General features: G+C 37.0%; 14 protein-coding genes. 11 read left to right on the top strand and 3 right to left on the bottom strand.

Annotated features, from left to right (window positions below; genetic code table 11):
• Positions 1-52 precede the first annotated feature (52 nt).
• Both FS608_RS17045 and FS608_RS17040 read left to right on the top strand, forming a co-directional pair.
• Entirely contained in the window at positions 53-601 is a 549-nt protein-coding gene (locus FS608_RS17045) for a TetR/AcrR family transcriptional regulator (RefSeq protein WP_144553157.1), read from the top strand.
• A 95-nt stretch (positions 602-696) separates the two neighbouring features.
• A complete protein-coding gene (locus FS608_RS17040; RefSeq protein ID WP_260871719.1) occupies positions 697-1752 on the top strand; it encodes a DUF3231 family protein in 1056 nt (351 codons plus the stop codon).
• A gap of 164 nt (positions 1753-1916) precedes the next feature.
• On the opposite strand, the gene FS608_RS17035 is transcribed toward FS608_RS17040, so the two are convergent.
• Positions 1917-2786, bottom strand: a complete 870-nt coding sequence (locus FS608_RS17035) for a nuclease-related domain-containing protein (RefSeq protein WP_144553154.1) — start codon at positions 2784-2786, stop codon at positions 1917-1919.
• Between the two features lie 36 nt (positions 2787-2822).
• A complete protein-coding gene (locus FS608_RS17030; protein WP_144553152.1) occupies positions 2823-3251 on the bottom strand; it encodes a hypothetical protein in 429 nt (142 codons plus the stop codon).
• A gap of 384 nt (positions 3252-3635) precedes the next feature.
• On the opposite strand from FS608_RS17030, the gene FS608_RS17025 reads away from it, so the two are divergent.
• The 7 genes from FS608_RS17025 (at position 3636) to FS608_RS16995 (ending at position 12718) form a co-directional block, all read left to right on the top strand.
• Complete coding sequence (locus FS608_RS17025; RefSeq protein ID WP_144553150.1) at positions 3636-4550, top strand: proline dehydrogenase family protein; 915 nt, start codon at positions 3636-3638, stop codon at positions 4548-4550.
• A gap of 30 nt (positions 4551-4580) precedes the next feature.
• The gene (pruA, locus tag FS608_RS17020) at positions 4581-6149 is read left to right on the top strand and encodes an L-glutamate gamma-semialdehyde dehydrogenase (protein ID WP_144553148.1); all 1569 of its coding nucleotides are present in this window, start codon (positions 4581-4583) and stop codon (positions 6147-6149) included.
• 127 nt (positions 6150-6276) lie between these two features.
• The gene (gene putP / locus FS608_RS17015; RefSeq protein WP_144553145.1) at positions 6277-7740 is read left to right on the top strand and encodes a sodium/proline symporter PutP; all 1464 of its coding nucleotides are present in this window, start codon (positions 6277-6279) and stop codon (positions 7738-7740) included.
• Positions 7741-7929: 189 nt separating this feature from the next.
• Positions 7930-9624: a sigma-54 interaction domain-containing protein gene (locus tag FS608_RS17010; RefSeq protein ID WP_144553143.1), complete on the top strand. Its 1695-nt coding sequence runs from the start codon at positions 7930-7932 to the stop codon at positions 9622-9624.
• A gap of 85 nt (positions 9625-9709) precedes the next feature.
• Positions 9710-10516 carry a hypothetical protein gene (locus FS608_RS17005; RefSeq protein WP_144553141.1) on the top strand — a complete coding sequence of 269 codons (807 nt, stop codon included), beginning with the start codon at positions 9710-9712 and terminating at the stop codon, positions 10514-10516.
• Between the two features lie 205 nt (positions 10517-10721).
• Positions 10722-11432: a YwaF family protein gene (locus FS608_RS17000; RefSeq protein WP_144553139.1), complete on the top strand. Its 711-nt coding sequence runs from the start codon at positions 10722-10724 to the stop codon at positions 11430-11432.
• A gap of 167 nt (positions 11433-11599) precedes the next feature.
• Positions 11600-12718, top strand: a complete 1119-nt coding sequence (locus FS608_RS16995; protein ID WP_260871718.1) for a mechanosensitive ion channel family protein — start codon at positions 11600-11602, stop codon at positions 12716-12718.
• Between the two features lie 120 nt (positions 12719-12838).
• Here FS608_RS16995 and FS608_RS30365 read toward each other — a convergent pair whose 3' ends face one another.
• Positions 12839-14251: a hypothetical protein gene (locus FS608_RS30365; RefSeq protein ID WP_186328780.1), complete on the bottom strand. Its 1413-nt coding sequence runs from the start codon at positions 14249-14251 to the stop codon at positions 12839-12841.
• Positions 14252-14515: 264 nt separating this feature from the next.
• On the opposite strand from FS608_RS30365, the gene FS608_RS16980 reads away from it, so the two are divergent.
• On the top strand, positions 14516-16177 hold the full coding sequence (locus FS608_RS16980) for a sensor histidine kinase (RefSeq protein WP_186328779.1): 1662 nt from the start codon (positions 14516-14518) through the stop codon (positions 16175-16177).
• Complete coding sequence (locus FS608_RS16975; protein ID WP_144553133.1) at positions 16174-16953, top strand: LytR/AlgR family response regulator transcription factor; 780 nt, start codon at positions 16174-16176, stop codon at positions 16951-16953. The genes FS608_RS16980 and FS608_RS16975 overlap by 4 nt, the downstream gene beginning before the upstream one ends.
• The last annotated feature ends 114 nt before the right edge of the window (positions 16954-17067 follow it).

Here is a 17067-nt window from a genome sequence, read left to right as displayed (position 1 = left end):
ACTATCGGTACTGTTGTGAAAGTCAAAGGAAAATCTATAAAGGAGTTTAATAATGTCTATTCCTAAAAAAGAAGATCCCCGTACCATGCGTTCAAAGGAAATGTTTAAAAATGCTGTCTTTTCTCTTTTAAGCGAGAACTCGTCTATTTCAAATTTAACGGTTCAGAAAGTCGCAGCCAAAGCAGGTTTAAATCGAACAACGTTTTACTTACATTATCAGGATATTCAAGATTTACTAACCCAAATCACGAATGAGATTTTAAATGAGCTATCTGATAAGTTTGATCCTTTAATTCATGCAAAAGATTTATCAGAAAAACAACAGCTAACCCAATTGCTTGACTATTTATATATCCATCGAAATTATTTACTTATTTTATTTAATATGAATCAGTTTGAGGAAGAATTGTTTTTATTATTAAAAAAGGTAGTAGGAACAAGAAGGAAGAAAATCAAGGAGGATTTACCTGCTGATTATGTTGCGATTGATATTAAAACAGCCTCATTGGTAGGCATCATCATGTGGTGGGTAAAGAAGGGGCTTCACTTTAGTTCAGATTATATCGCGAATCAAATTCATTTAATGTACAGAGGGCAATGATTCTCAGAAAATGTTGATTTTAGGGTTATATTTGTTGGAATTAAATTCTATTTCAATGGAAAAGATAAGCAAAATGCGGGAAAAGGAGATTAGTTATGACCACGGATAAAGACCTAAATCCTATGAATGTGATGAAACCATTGAATATTAATCCAAAATTATTAGATGAGACCCAGCCTTTTTCGTCCTTTGAAATAGGTAAACTCTGGGCTACTTATATGGGAAACAGCATGTCCATTCAAATTTTAAGTTATTTTCATCAACATTGTGAGGAAGAAGACATTAAGATGTTATTAGAAAATGGCTTAGCTTTATCCAAGGATTTCATGACTAGGATCGAAGCGTTTTTTAAAAAGGAGAATTTTCCTATCCCAATTGGATTTACGAAAGATGATGTCAATCTTGGTGCCCCTCGTTTATACAAAGATGAATTTTATGTTCACTATTTAAAATATGCTGCAAAGGCAGGTATGAGCCTTTACGCCGTAGCAGTACCATTGATCATGAGGGAGGACGTACGAGAGTTCTTTATTTATTGTAATCAATGTACTACTGTTCTGTTAGGGCAAATTAATAATGTTTTAATGGAAAATAAATTTATTGCTAATCCTCCCACCATTCCCATACCAGATGGAATTGAAAAAGTTGATAAACAAAGTTTCTTAAACGGTTTTATGGGAGATGTCCGCCCGTTACAGGCATTAGAAATCATTCATCTTTGGGATAATATAGAGAATAACACTACAAGTATGGCTTTATTATTGGGCTTTCATCAGACCGTTAAAGATGACAAGATAAGGGCTTTGTTTAAAAGAGGTTTAGAAATGACGGATAAAGCTGTAAAACAATATAAGGAAAAACTTCACGTTGAAAGTATACATTCACCTGACTACCTAGACCATTTGGTTACCACATCTACCTATCCACCTTTCTCCGATAAAATCATGTTGTTTCATAAAGTGGATATGTTTGCGATGAAGGTAAGGGCATTTGGAAACTCATTGGCGGTAACGGCACGAAGAGATATCGATATGTTGTATATAAGAACTCTTATCAACATTGGGGCATTTGTTGATGATGGTATGAATATCTTGATTCAAAAAGCTTGGTTAGAATCACCGCCAAAAGCATATGAACGGGCTTTGGAGTAATGAAATACATAAAAAAACACTTACGTACTAGTTGATGAAGAAATGGAATCCTGAAAAAACTATATCTCAATTTCATCGATATTTGAATTTAAATGAGAACACTCTTCGGTAAGCTATGAAAGTGTTCTCCTTTTTTGTTTACTTGTAATTTTATATACGACAACTCAATGAAAATTAGCATTTTCAATCAGATGCTTAATCGTATTCAGCTGAAAAGCTCCATATATTCTATTTTTGGATGTAAGCTCATTGATAAAAAACTGGTGTAACTGTTCTTTGTTGGCAACACGCTTCACTATGCTGTTATCCGACCAATCGTGAAGCTCTTTTACATCGTAATTAAAGAATAATAAGGTGTTGATCCAAGAGGGAACATCTTGACTTTGCAAATAATTAGATAGGATTACGGCAGTCTGTTGAACCTGACATATTGGATTTTCATACGTTTTTACCGTTAATTCTCCCGTCTCCGATTTACCAAAGATCAGCGTTTCCTCTTTCTCACTATCTACTATATCTGCTAAAAAAGAAAACCTCTGGCTGTTACTTCTTGTCAATCCTAGAACGATGTGGCCTTTCCAGTATTTAGTTTCTATGACATAGATCCCCGTTGATAAAAGGACAAGGTGGTCAATTTGCCGAGTTTTACCGTTTCCATCTGGTATATAAATGTTCGGCATAATAATCATTTCATCTGGTGGAATGATTTTTTTTCGAATTAAATCAGATTTGAAATTTTCTAGTATCTGGTAGGTGACGATTTCCCCTTGGTTTTTATAATTTTTCCGTATTTCTTCCTTTTCGATCACTAGTTTTTCAATTTCTCGTTGGTAAGATTCGCTCAATCCCATAATCTTCTCATCATACTTCGTTGCTGCCGTTTCCATTGATGCCTTTTGTATTTCTTTGAGCGCTTCTAATTCTTGGTAATGATCGTTTCTCATTTCTTTTTGCTTAGCCTTTTCCTTTTTTACAACAAAAGTTAACCAAGCGACAGATGCAGCTAGTAAAGTGGAAATAATTAACCAAATCATTTATTTTCTCCTTATCTATCAGATCATATATATTTATTAATAGCTTTTTATCAGCATTTTATCTAATTGACGGACTTTATCATAGGAATTTAATAGTTTCTCAGGTACCAAGGTTCTGCCAAAATCCCATGCATTCGTTTCTATTTTTGTTAAAAGTTGTGCTTTTTCATCATCCTCGCCATACTTGATGATCCTTAAATCATGTTTGTTTTTCTTAAAATCTAAAAAATAACCGAGTTGATGATATAGGATAATTTTAACACAATCTTCATCTGTTTCTTTAATTTTAAAGTTAAAATTTGCTATGTATCCATTAATTTTTAAATAGTTAAACTTCAGCGTATTTGTAGAGACGTTAAAACTCATAGGTGCGGGCAGGTTATTGCTAATCTCATAATCAATAGTTAATTTGTGCTCTTGTAATGTATGTTCAATGATTTTCTCAATATCCCGTATATAAAGCATCTTATCCGAACACAACCTTTCAGAATCTTCTCCTTTTTATTTTTAAGAAATACAAGTGGAAAGTAAATCCATCAAATTTCCTTTAGACTTTGTTCCTAGCGCATTTTTCAAAGAAAACTACCATTAAAGTAATTACACAAATTCCCTTTATCAGAGATTCTTTTTTATATATTGTTCCTATTAGTGATCAGAAAAAAACCATGTCTGATTTCCTTACAAGGTTGTTCAATAGTGATTGAACAAAAAGTATAATTAGGTTAACAAGTTAACAAATATGTTTAAATTTTAAAAATATATGGACACTTATGTATAATGTGTTATAAGATTGGATCAGGGAATTACATAATAAACAAAACTGTTCATTCAATTAAGGAGGTTTGAAGTATGGAATTATTAATGAGAAATATGTTTCAATCACTTGGGAAGAATACCTCAGCTAACAAACTAGCAAAAAAATACGGTTTGAGATTTGGTGCCGGGCGATTTGTGGCGGGGGAAACGATCCAAACAGCGATTGATTCCGTGAAAAAGTTGAACGGTGATGGGAAAATGGTCACTTTAGATCACCTTGGGGAATTTGTTTACACAGAAGAAGAGGCGCAGGAATCCACTGCCATGTGCATTCAAACTCTCGATGCGATTGCCGAAGCAGGGGTCAAGTCCAATCTTTCTCTTAAAATGACATCGCTTGGCCTTGATATTAGCAAAGAGTTATGTATGAAGAATATGCGTAAAATTCTTAACCGAGCTCAACTCCATCAAAATTTTGTCAGAATCGATATGGAAGATTATGATCACTGTCAAATATCATTGGATATTTATAAAGAGCTTCGGAAGGAATATGACAATGTCGGACTTGTTATTCAGGCCTATCTATTCAGAACAGAACAGGATATTGCAGACTTAAATCATCTGAACGCAAACCTGCGTCTCGTAAAAGGGGCATATAAAGAGTCTCCAACAGTTGCTTTTCCGGAGAAAAAAGATGTCGATGAGAATTTCAAAAAGATTATTAAGCAACATCTATTAAATGGGAACTATACAGCGGTAGCAACCCATGATGCAGCGATGATTGAATATACAAAAACATTGGTAAATGAATACCAAATAGCTAAAGACCAATTTGAGTTCCAAATGCTATATGGAATTTGTGAGGATATTCAAGCTAGACTTGTAAAAGAAGGGTTCAGAGTCCGAGTTTATGTGCCTTACGGGGTAGACTGGTTTGGTTATTTTATGAGACGGTTGGCAGAAAGACCTGCCAATGTATGGTTTGTACTAAAAAATCTATTAAAATAAAAATTTTACATAAAAAGGAGACGGAATATTATGACAACCGTAACACAACATGCACCATTTAAAAATGAGCCTTTTACCAATTTTACTCTGGAAGAAAATAAGAAATTGATGGTTGCAGCGCTTGCAAAAGTGAAAACGGAGTTAGGCAGGAAGTACCCGCTAGTAATTGGCAATGAAAAGCTATTTACTGAGGAACAAACGATTTCTATTAATCCGGGAAATGTGGATGAAGTCATCGGATCCGTTAGCAAAGGCAATAAAGAATTAGCTGAAAATGCAATGCAAGAAGCGTTAAAAACCTTTGAAACTTGGAAAAAGGTTGCTCCAGCTGAGCGTGCGGAATATCTATTCAAAGCAGCAAATTTAATGAGACAGCGCAAGCATGAATTTTCTTCGTACCTTGTCTATGAATCTGGGAAAAACTGGGCTGAAGCAGATGCTGATACAGCAGAAGCCATCGATTTTCTAGAATTCTATGCGAGAGAAATGATTCGCCTAAGCGAGACAAGTAATCATCAGCCACTTGTTAACATTGAAGGAGAAGATAATCAAATTTCGTATATTCCTCTTGGTGTAGGGATAATTATTTCTCCGTTTAACTTCCCATTGGCGATTATGGCGGGAACCACTGTCGCAGCGATTGTCTCAGGTAATACGGTGATTTTGAAACCAGCAGATGCTACTCCAGTGATTGCTGCCAAATTTGTGGAATTAATGGAAGAGGTGGGTCTTCCTTCAGGCGTCCTCAACTATTTACCAGGCGATGGAATTGATGTAGGTGAGTATTTGGTTGAACATCCAAGCACTCGGTTTATCTCTTTTACAGGCTCTCGTGCAGTAGGCTGCCGTATTTATGAAAGAGCTTCAAAGGTACATCCAGGTCAATTGTGGTTAAAGCGTGTCATTGCTGAGATGGGCGGTAAAGACGGAGTTGTTGTTGATGAAACAGCCGACTTAGATGCAGCAGCAGCGGCGATTGTCGCTTCCGCATTTGGCTTCCAAGGACAAAAATGTTCCGCGGGCTCTCGAGCAATTATTGTGGAATCGGTATATGATGAAGTCGTTGAGAAAGTAACCGAATTAACGAAAAATCTTACAGTTGGTCTTCCAGAAGAGAACTATGCGGTGGGACCAGTGATCGACCAAAAATCAATGGATAAAATCATGGGCTATATCGAAATAGGTAAAACAGAAGGCAGATTGCTTACAGGCGGCTCTAGAGCAGAGGGGAACGGGTTCTACATCGAACCAACTGTATTTGCAGATGTTCAACCAAAAGCCCGGATCATGCAAGAGGAAATCTTTGGCCCTGTCCTTGCCCTTGCGAAAGCAGCTGACTGGCAGGAAGCGATTGAAATCTACAATGATACCGATTATGGATTAACAGGGGCTTATCATTCCCAGAATGAGGAACGAATTCAGTATGCCCTAGATAACATGCATTGCGGGAATCTTTATATTAATAAAAAGTGTACAGGTGCATTAGTGGGTGCTCATCCATTTGGCGGATTCAACATGTCAGGCACGGATTCAAAAGCTGGCGGATACGATTACTTGCTGTTGTTTACTCAAGCTAAACTGAAATCTAGAAAACTTTAATAATAGTATAAACGGGGAACCCCCCTCATCAAGAGGGGGGAATTCTCCTAAAAGCAACTGTGTTTAATCTTTTAATGTAAGCGCTTCATATGATTTTGGGATTTAAAAACAGAATGGAGGATGGGCCTTGAATATACAGATTCTTATTTCTATCGGTATTTATATGGTAGGTATGCTGATTATTGGTTATTTTGCGTACAAGCGTACGTCTAATCTAGAAGATTATATGTTAGGCGGAAGAGGGCTGGGGCCTGCTGTTACTGCACTAAGTGCAGGGGCATCTGATATGAGCGGCTGGCTGCTTATGGGTCTCCCTGGGGCGATGTTTTCTCAAGGCTTGAGTGCCTCATGGATTGCCATCGGTTTAACTATTGGAGCCTATATCAACTGGCTTTATGTAGCACCAAGTTTAAGAACTTATACAGAGAACGCCAACAATTCGATGACCATTCCTGCGTTCCTGGAGAATCGTTTTGCTGATGGTTCGAATATGCTGCGTTTGACCTCTGGACTCATCATTATTGTCTTTTTTACTTTTTATGTATCATCGGGCATGGTTTCAGGCGGGGTTCTGTTTGAATCAACCTTTAATCTGCATTACCAGGCAGGACTTTGGATTATCGCTGCTGTCGTAATTGCTTATACGTTATTTGGCGGGTTTTTGGCGGTAAGCTGGACCGATTTTGTACAAGGTTTAATTATGGTAACCGCTCTTATTTTAGTACCAGTTGTGACCATCATGGAAGTAGGCGGAATTGGTCCCGCATTTCAGGAAATAAAGGCAATCGATCCGAAGTTATTCGATATTTTTAAAGGGACTACCGTGTTAGGCATTGTTTCCTTGATGGCGTGGGGGTTGGGTTACTTTGGCCAGCCGCATATTATTGTCCGCTTTATGGCGATTTCGTCCGTGAAAGAAATTAAAAAAGCTAGACAGATTGGTATGGGCTGGATGATTTTTTCTGTATGTGGTGCGATGTTTACTGGTTTCATCGGTTTGGCCTTTTATTCTAAACAAGGACTCACACTAGCAGATCCTGAAACCGTCTTTATTGAATTAAGTAGAATATTATTTCATCCATTGATTACTGGATTTTTACTGGCCGCATTATTAGCAGCCGTCATGAGCACGATTTCTTCCCAACTTCTTGTAACCGCAAGCTCTCTTACTGAAGATGTCTATAAGACGTTCTTCCGCCGTTCAGCTACAGATAAAGAACTCATGTTTATTAGCAGACTTTCGGTGCTAGTTGTTTCAATCATTGCTGTTGTCATTGCTTTTGATAAAAATGGAACCATTTTATCGCTGGTTGGATACGCTTGGGCTGGCTTTGGAGCATCGTTTGGGCCTGTCATTCTTATGAGTCTTTACTGGAAACGGATGAACAGATGGGGTGCACTTGCCGGAATGATTGGCGGTGCCGTAACGGTTATCATTTGGGCAAGTATCCCAGTCTTAAAAAATAGTTTATACGAAATCATCCCAGGATTCATTGTAGGCTTGGCTGCCATCTGGATTGTCAGCTTGATGACTCCGGAACCGAGTGAGCAATTACAAAGAGAATTTGACCAATATAAACACTCGGCATAAACCTTTTGATCTAAAGGTTTTAAAGAATATGTTTATGAAAAAGCTGAAAACCCGAATGAACTACGGGATCAGCTTTTTTTATTCATATTCACCAACCCCAATGTTATATCGGACTTAAAAGGGCTGGTTTGCTAGAATACACGTTCAATTTATGTTAAAGTGAAAAAAAAGGCATGAAAGGATTTTAGTATGTTCAAAAGTGTTCAATTGATACTGGATGACTCCTTTACAATTGTAAATCAACATATACCATTACTAGAAATAAAAAAGAAACTGAACGAGTACAATTTTGTTATTGTATCAGGTGGAACATACTTTATTATTTCGAATTATGAAAACAGCCTGATGGCCTTAGGCGACGACTCCATCCCCATTATTGAGTGGCTCGAACAGCTCCATTGGCTGAAATCAACCGTGATTTCTGATGTCAATCTAGTCAATCCTGATGTTGATTGGCGCAGACCGGTTCTTGTTCAAAACGAAAAGGAAATTATTGGTGTTCTTCCAGTTGAAAAACGGATGGAAATGCTAGAAGAAGAAAATCGCCAAATTTCTGCTTATTTTCAGACCTTAGCAGAGACGATTAATGAATCGGTTACAGCGGTTGACCAAGCAGGACATGTCGTCTATTGGAATACAACGGCACAAGAAACCTATAAGATTAAAAAAGAGTACATCCTCGGAAAAAAAATAGGGGAACACTTTCGTGATGAATCGATTATCCTCCACCGTATTTTAAATGAAGGACGACCAGTTAGAGGGCAATATCATCGACCTGATCGGGATACACACGTTCTCATCAATGCTTCACCAATAATGATCGAAAATAAAATCATTGGCGGAGTAGCGACTGAACAAAATATCACGAATATTATCCGGCTTAACGAAGAATTGGATTCAAACTCTTCCTTACTTGTTCAAAAGTCCAATCCCTTTTCAACTATGTTAAGCAGGAATTCTAAATTTCAGGAATCCTTGAAGATTGCGCAAAAGGTTGCTCATGCTGATATCCCGATCCATTTAACAGGGGAACCTGGGGCTGGAAAGGAAATGCTGGCACAAGCGATTCATTATGGAGGCACGAAAGCCGAAGGTCCGTTTATCACCCTTAACTGTTCGGTCATCCCTCCTGCCTTGTTGGAAATGGAACTTTTCGGTTTTCATAGGGAAACCTTTACCGAGGAACAGCAAACTTTACAAGTCGGCCGGATTGAGCAAGCTATAGGCGGTACGTTATTCATAGAAGATATTGATAAGATGCCGCTTCCAGTTCAAGGGAAACTATTAAATTATATGGTCGATCATAGTTTTTACCGGGTGGGCGGGGTAGAGAAAATCACCTCACCAACACGAATTATTACTTCCACCTCAGAATCGATTGAAATTCTCGTGAAACAAGGAAATTTTAGCGAGCAGCTTTATTTTCATTTATCTGTCATTACCATCGATATCCCGCCATTAAGAAGCAGAAAAGAGGATATCATAGCAAATGCAAAGAAATTTATTCAAGAATTCAGTTCTAAATATAAAAAGCCCGTACCAGAGATTTCTTCTCAGACTATGGACCAGTTGGTGAACTACGACTGGCCAGGAAACATCCGCGAGCTAAGGAACACAATCGAGCGGTTGGTTCTCCTTACAGACCAATCAGTCATTACTGATGAACATTTACCAGAAAATATGAAGAGTAATGTGCTGGCGAAACTATCTACCAGTCAAAAAGGAGAATTCGTTCCACAGGAAGAGGTAGTAATCAATCCTGAAGTCATAGAGATTGAGGAAGCATTAAGAAAAACATATGGAAATAAAAGTGCAGCGGCTAATCTGTTAGGGATTTCAAGAGGGACATTGTATAACAAAATAAAGGAATTTGGGTTAAATTAAGCGGAAAATACACCAACATTGGTGTATTTTTTCTTAAATCTAAAGTTAAAGGTCATCAAGAAGAGCTTACTGGGAGGAGAATTATTTGACATTACTTTCAAAAAAACACAGTGATAAAGTAAGTTCCTATAAAAATCTTCGGTCTTTGTACGAGCAAAACATTACGGTGAACAGTATTTCTGAAACAATGGATACGTGTCATCTAACTGATGATGCTTTACATATTAAAAACCTGATGGATACTAAAGACTATGATGTTATGGGTGTAGAAGATCATGGAGTGGTTATCGGGTATGTTATAAGAAATGAATTAAAGGAAGGAATCTGTCAGGAGTATTATCGAAGTTTTAGTCCGACGGAACTTGTCTCGGAATCAACACCACTGATCGATACGTTATTTTTCTTAAAAGAGAAAGATAGAATATTTATATTGGAAGGGAATAGTGTTACAAAAGTGGTAACGCTGGCGGATCTCCAGAAACCTCCGATTAGAATGTTATTATTTGGGTTGATTTCTTTGTTAGAGATGCATCTTTATCGGATTATTAATAATTTTTTTCCTGAGGATACCTGGAAAAAACATTTAAATCGCCATCGAATTCAAATTGCTGAGGAGTTATTTTCTCTTAGAAAGTCACGGAATGAAGCCATTCAATTATGTGATTGTTTACAGATTTGCGATAAACGGGACATTGTCCTGAATGACAGTTCATTACGGGAACTTTTAGGAATTGAATCAAAAAGCAAAGGGAAATCGTACTTTAAACAATTAGAAGGTTTGCGAAACAACTTGGCGCATTCCCAGAACTTGACTACACAAAACTCTTGGGAGGAATTGTTCTTAGTACTGGAACAGACGGAGAAACTTTTAGGTGCATGTGAAAATATATGATTTAGGATTATCATATTAGAAAAATAAATAAAGAGAATTTGTTGGTGCTCGATGTTAGAGTGCCAACTTTTTATGTATCGAGGCTTAATAGGTAAATCCTATAACACAAACCGGATATCAAATAATATCGTGTCAGTTTTTTCAGTTGTGGAATACAATTAAGAATAACAGCATTTCAATGTACTGTGAGAGGTGTGACGGCATCATGTTTTCTGCTACGGGAATGCAGGGATTCGAGATGTTTTCTACAGTCCATATTGTTACGCTAGGACTATTCATTGCTGCATGTGGTGCTTTGGTGTATTTCAGAAATCAACATAAGCGATACCGACAGATTTTTAAATGGACTTTGTTTATACTGTTGCCTGCCTGTGAGATCTCCTTGCAATTATGGTTAATCCTCACCAATCAATGGAACGTGAAGGATCTTCCTTTACAATTGTGTTCGCTGAGTTCGTTTTTAGCGATATTTTTATTCTTGAAAAAGAGCAAAAGGGTGTTTTATTTGTTGTATTTTTTTGGTACCTTAACTCCCATTTTAGCAATGGTTACACCTGAAATGACCTACAATTTCCCTCATTTTCGCTATATTGAATATTTCCTCCATCATTCCGTTATTCCGTTAGCCGCATTTTACTTTATTCTTTATGAAGGTTATAGGGTTCCAAAGAAAGCGATTATATCCAGCTTCTTAACCGTGAACCTGATTGCCGTCCCCATCTTTTTCTTAAATTTGCTGCTTGGCACGAACTTTTTCTACTTAGCGAGTCCAACAGAAGCAAAAACGATCCTCACATTTTTTGGCAGTGGGATTATGTATTATATTTATCTTGAGGTTGCTGCATTGATTGTTTTTTTCATTACGTATCTTCCAATGGGTATTTTACAAAGGATTGAAAATAAAACGATTCGTTAAAACAAAATTAATCATATGGCAAAAGGATGGAGGCACCAGTCTTCATCCTTTTAATTTCTTTTAATCTAAGACTATAGTTGTATTTAAAAATTTTGTTTAAGCAGTTATTATATGAAAATGTAATTCTGCAAAAAATATATTCGTAAAAAGAGAGAAGGTATTTTAGAATGTCTTTTGGTTCATTTGTCATGGCTTTTTCAATGGCGGGATTAGACTATGACATGTTAAAAAATGTAGGAATTTCTATTGGTATTTTGGTATTATTTATCCTTTTCAGAAACCTATTTACAAAGTATGTGTTTCAGTTGATATTAAAATTATCTAGGAAAACACCCACTGATGTTTTTACTAAAATTTGTTTAGGGTTTGAACGTCCTTTAGGCTGGTTCTTTATCATTGTTGGTTTGTATTTAGCCATGGATTATTTCCCTTTTATCGAACAGCATAATGCATTATTTTTAAAATTTCTACGTTCCATGGTCATTGTATTAATTACTTGGGGATTGTTTAATTTGTCATCCCCAACAGAAGGGATCTTAATTAGTGTTAATCAAAAGATCAACAATAAGATTGATTTAATTCTATTACCGTTCATTTCAAGAACGATTCGTGTCATCATTATAGCCATCAGTATTAGTATTATTGGCCAGGAATTTGATTACGATGTAAACGGACTGGTCGCTGGTCTAGGGTTAGGTGGGCTAGCCTTTGCTTTAGCCGCAAAAGAAGCGGTAGGTAATCTAATTGGCGGAATCGTCATTGTAACTGAAAAACCATTTTCGATTGGAGATTGGATCTTAACACCTAGCGTAGAGGGGATAGTTGAAGATATTAATTTCAGAAGCACGAAAATTCGTACGTTTAGTCAAGCTCTAGTTACCGTCCCCAATGCCACCCTTGCAAATGAAGCGATTACCAACTGGAGTCGAATGGGGAAGAGAAAAATTTCTTTTCACTTAGGACTTAACTATCAAACGACCAAAGAACAAATTCAAAGAGTTGTTAAACGGATTGAACAGTTATTGACGACTCATGAAGAAATCCATCCTGATACAATCATGGTTGCATTTGATCATTATAATGAGAGTAGTCTCGATATTCTTATCTATTTCTTCACCAATTCTACTGTTTGGGCAGAGCACGTTAAAATTAAACATGAAATCAACTTAGCCATTATGGCTATATTAGAAGAAGAGGGAGTTCAAGTTGCTTTTCCAAGCCGCACCATTTATGTAACTCCACAATCAAGTGAAGAATTATTTCAACCAATGGGTTCGTACGATTGAAAAATCGATTTATAGCAACATAGAAATAGAAAGACTCACAAATGAGGGTCTTTCTATTTTTATGTTTTTGGTTATAGTGAAAAACTCCATAAATTTCGATATCAGAGGATCAATAAATGCTTAATTTTGGTTATTATTAGTATATTTTCGTATAAACTTTTCCATTACCGCAAAGAGTTCTACCAGATCACTTTGAGCATCTTCATCAGCTAATTTTGCTGAAGTTTCCATAGTTGATAAAGGAATTCCTAGATTACTTTTGGCCTCTTCATCTGAAGTTTCTTGAGGAGTTTCCATTATGGATAGTGGAATTGATAGATCACTTTCATCCTCTTCACCAGTGGTTTCCTGAAAAGGTACCATCACGGATAAGGAAATTTCGAGATCACTTTCATCCTCTTCACCAGTGGTTTCCTGAAAAGGTACCATCGCGGATAAGGAAATTTCGAGATCACTTTCATCCTCTGCACTAGTAGTTTCCTGGAAAGGTACGATCGCGGATAAAGAAATTTCGAGATTAATTTCATCCTCTTCAACAGCAGGTTCTTGTGAAGTTTCCATTGTCGATAAAAGAATTGCTGGATTACTTTCATCCTCTTCAACAGGAGTTACTTGCGAAGTTTCATTTGTGAATTTAAGGTTTAATAGATTAATTTCATCCTCTTCAACAGGAGTTACTTGCGAAGATTCATTTATGAATTTAGGGATTGATAAATTTATTTCATCCTTTTCAACATCTGTTCCAAGCGAAATTCCACTTAACGTTAATGGGTATGCTGTACTTATTTCAGCATCATTTTCGGTTGTTTGTTGTGAAGTTCTCTTACTGCTACTCTTACTGCTGCTCTTATTGCTGCTCTTATTGCTACTCTTACTGCTACTCTTATTGCTACTCTTACTGCTACTCTTACTGCTACTCTTACTGCTGCTTTTACTGCTGCTCTTACTGCTACTCTTATTGCTGCTTTTACTGCTGCTCTTACTGCTGCTCTTACTGCTGCTCTTACTGCTATTCTTACTGCTATTTTTATTAGTTTGACTGTTATTATTTGATTTTTCGTCTTTTTGTTCTGAATGTTGGTAATCTGAATTTTCTTCATTGGCCTTTTCAATTTTTAAACCATAACTAATACTTTTAATGTGAAACATGGAAAGGTGAACGATTTCCTGACCATTGATTAAAAAAATAGAATCATTATCTGCCATTGTGAGTACGCCCTCAATGGCATCAGGTCCGCCACGGTTAATTTTAATCCATTTGTATTTCATTGAGCCAAGCAGTTCTTGGAAATTAGCACCTTTTATAAATGTAAAATTTTCAGGTACGTCAATGTCTAATTGCATATTCTCTTTTATGTTATCTGTAAAACTTTTAATATGATTCGTATTGTAGTAAACAATTCCATCATCTTCCGTGAGAATGGCGATATGATCGTCGCCCGCATCCATTAACATGCCAATTTTAGATTCTGGTCCTCCTCTATCAATCTTAATTACTTTGCCTATGAAATCTTTCATTATGTCTTTATCCATAAAAATTCTCCCCTTTAATTTGAGTAATTATATATACACTGCATGTATATGTATCACGGGAAGACGTTGTCCTAATAAATTAGCCTGTTTATATTATTCAAGTGAAAAATAGGCAAGCCTAAATTAATTTCCCATAAGCACTTGTCAACAAAGTCACTCACACAACTAGTTAATTGCGAATTTTTTAATTTCTAAACCAGCTAGTAGTATAATATTGAAGTTATGATGAAGTTTAAGATTACATACAGAAGAAAGGAATATTAGATGAACACATCGTTAGAAATGCTAATCGATTTATTCGAACGGGCGGCTTTACTCTTGATTTGCCTATTTTTTATGATAAGAATACCGAAATTTAAGGAATCGCTTCAAAAAGACCAGCATTCTCCCACAGAGCGTGTTGTCATTACACTTGTGTTTTGCTTATTTGCCATATTTGGTACGTATTCAGGGATCAATGTGGAAGGGTCACTTGTGAATGTCAGGATAATTGCTGTCGTTTCGGGGGGAATATTATTCGGTCCCTGGGTAGGAATTATTACCGGTATTGTATCAGGAGTCCATCGTTATTTAATAGATATTGGTGGGATCACATCAATTCCATGTCTTATTACGAGCATTTTTGCAGGGATTGTTTCGGGGTATATTAATCGAAGAGTGAAGCGGTCTTTGCGCTGGATTTATGGAATAGCAGCCGGAATGTTGTCGGAAATTTTGACCATGGTGTTAATTCTTTTGATGGCAAATCCGTTTGAGCTAGGTTTGGACATTGTATCAAAAATCGCTTTCCCGATGATTATAGGAGAGGTTAATATTGGTTTAATTGTGTTGCTTGTGATGAGCGTCGAAGGTGAAAAGGAAATGATTGCAGCGAAACAGGCGAAGTTAGCATTGGATATCGCGAACAAGACACTCCCTTACTTTCGGTCTATAAATTCGGAGTCCTTGACGGAGATTTGTCGTATTATAAAAGACGATATCAAGGCCGACGCTGTAGCGATTACAGATACCCATAATGTGCTCGCTTATGTGGGCTTTGGAGAAGAGCGATATGTCATTGGGCAGGAAATCATTAGTGATTTGACCAAAGAGGCCATTCACAGTGGTAAATTTATTATTCGGAATCAAGTTCAGGATCACCATACACCGCAAATTCACTCCCTGCTCATTGTTCCTTTTGAGGAACATGAAGAGGTAACAGGAACTCTTAAAATTTATTACCGGAAAGCCTATAAAATGACCTATTCACTACAGACGATGGCGATCGGATTATCGCAAATCATCTCCACCCTAATGGAGGTTTCCCGGATTGAACAGATTCGGGAAGCAGCGAACAAGGCGGAATTGAAGGCACTTCAAACGAAGATTAATCCGCATTTTTTGTTTAATGCACTCAATGCGATTGCCTCCACTACCCGCAGGAATCCGGACAAAGCGCGGGTATTGATTATCAATCTGTCTGGCTATATGCGTTACAATTTAGAAGTTAGTGATGAATTGATTGATATCCATAAAGAATTGGCGCAAGTCCGAGATTACGTGGAAATCGAAAAGGCGCGTTTTGGCAGCCGTTTAACAGTGGAATATGAGGTTGATGATGTACATGTGCATATACCGAGTCTTCTTATTCAGCCTTTAGTCGAAAATGCCATTATCCATGGAATCTTAAAGATCAAAGGACCCGGAGTGGTGACCATTTCGGTCAAGAATTTGGAAAACAAGGTAAGAATTAGTGTGAAGGATACCGGGGCCGGAATTAGCGAGCATGTCATTCATCAGTTGCTGAATGATAATGTACCAGCCAACAAAATCGGCTTGTATAATGTTCACCAGCGAGTGAAACTCATTTATGGACATGGACTGGTCATTCACCGACTGTCACCTGGAACAGAAGTCTTTTTTGATATCGTAAAGGAGAACCTATGAGAGCAATTATTGTAGAGGATGAAATACCTGCTCGTGAAGAACTGGAGTATTTAGTTGAAGCCTATAGTAAAATTGAAGTGACCCATTTCTTTGATGATGGCTTAGATGTTTTAAAATTTTTGCAGGAGAATGAAACAGATGTAATCTTTTTAGATATTAACATTCCTTCCCTTAATGGAATGTTGTTAGCGAGTACTATAAGTAAATTTTCAAAAAGGCCATATATTGTCTTTACCACAGCCTACAAAGAGCATGCAGCACAAGCCTTTGAACTAGAAGCCTTTGACTATATTTTAAAGCCTTATGACGAGAAGCGGATTGCGGCAATGTTAAGCAGGCTGGAATCTGCCTTTAAACGAGATCATACCGAAATAACAATCCAGGATAGAAAACTCGAAACACACCTGAATCCGCAAGTACAGCAAAGAGAAATCCCCTCGCAGGCTTCTAATCGAATCAATTTGAAAAAGAACGATAAAATTATCGTTACAGATGCAAATGATATTTATTATGCGATTGCGAGAGAAAAAGTTACTTTGGTCTATACGCAAGAGGAGGAGTACACCATGCCGCTTAGCATAACGGAATTTGGCGCACTTTTACCAGAGAACCTTTTCTTTCGATGTCATCGTTCTTATACGGTTAACCTAACCAAAATCCGTGAAATTGTTCCTTGGTTTAATCAAACATACATGCTGCGATTGAAAGACCGTCAGGAAGAAATTCCGGTAAGCAGAAGCAAAGTAAAAGAGTTTCGACAAATTATGCATCTCTAACCGCCATTCATTCCGAATAACAGGCATTTCGTTCTGAAACCGATTTCTTTCTCTTTTTCGATGCTATGATGATGATGTAAACAAAATCATTTAAAGATTATTATGTTGAACATT

It is taken from the genome of Bacillus sp. X1(2014) (genome assembly GCF_007678255.1).
This window is presented reverse-complemented; position numbering and strand designations above follow the sequence as displayed.

What these genes read in the sequence shown, in the direction of transcription:
- FS608_RS17045 (WP_144553157.1), top strand. Translation starts at nt 53, where the DNA reads ATGTCTATTCCTAAAAAAGAAGATCCCCGTACCATGCGTTCAAAGGAA.
- FS608_RS17030 (WP_144553152.1), bottom strand. Translation starts at nt 3,251, where the DNA reads ATGCTTTATATACGGGATATTGAGAAAATCATTGAACATACATTACAA.
- FS608_RS16995 (WP_260871718.1), top strand. Translation starts at nt 11,600, where the DNA reads ATGTCTTTTGGTTCATTTGTCATGGCTTTTTCAATGGCGGGATTAGAC.
- FS608_RS17040 (WP_260871719.1), top strand. Translation starts at nt 697, where the DNA reads ATGACCACGGATAAAGACCTAAATCCTATGAATGTGATGAAACCATTG.
- FS608_RS17025 (WP_144553150.1), top strand. Translation starts at nt 3,636, where the DNA reads ATGGAATTATTAATGAGAAATATGTTTCAATCACTTGGGAAGAATACC.
- pruA (WP_144553148.1), top strand. Translation starts at nt 4,581, where the DNA reads ATGACAACCGTAACACAACATGCACCATTTAAAAATGAGCCTTTTACC.
- FS608_RS16980 (WP_186328779.1), top strand. Translation starts at nt 14,516, where the DNA reads ATGAACACATCGTTAGAAATGCTAATCGATTTATTCGAACGGGCGGCT.
- FS608_RS17035 (WP_144553154.1), bottom strand. Translation starts at nt 2,786, where the DNA reads ATGATTTGGTTAATTATTTCCACTTTACTAGCTGCATCTGTCGCTTGG.
- FS608_RS16975 (WP_144553133.1), top strand. Translation starts at nt 16,174, where the DNA reads ATGAGAGCAATTATTGTAGAGGATGAAATACCTGCTCGTGAAGAACTG.
- FS608_RS30365 (WP_186328780.1), bottom strand. Translation starts at nt 14,251, where the DNA reads ATGGATAAAGACATAATGAAAGATTTCATAGGCAAAGTAATTAAGATT.
- FS608_RS17010 (WP_144553143.1), top strand. Translation starts at nt 7,930, where the DNA reads ATGTTCAAAAGTGTTCAATTGATACTGGATGACTCCTTTACAATTGTA.
- FS608_RS17000 (WP_144553139.1), top strand. Translation starts at nt 10,722, where the DNA reads ATGTTTTCTGCTACGGGAATGCAGGGATTCGAGATGTTTTCTACAGTC.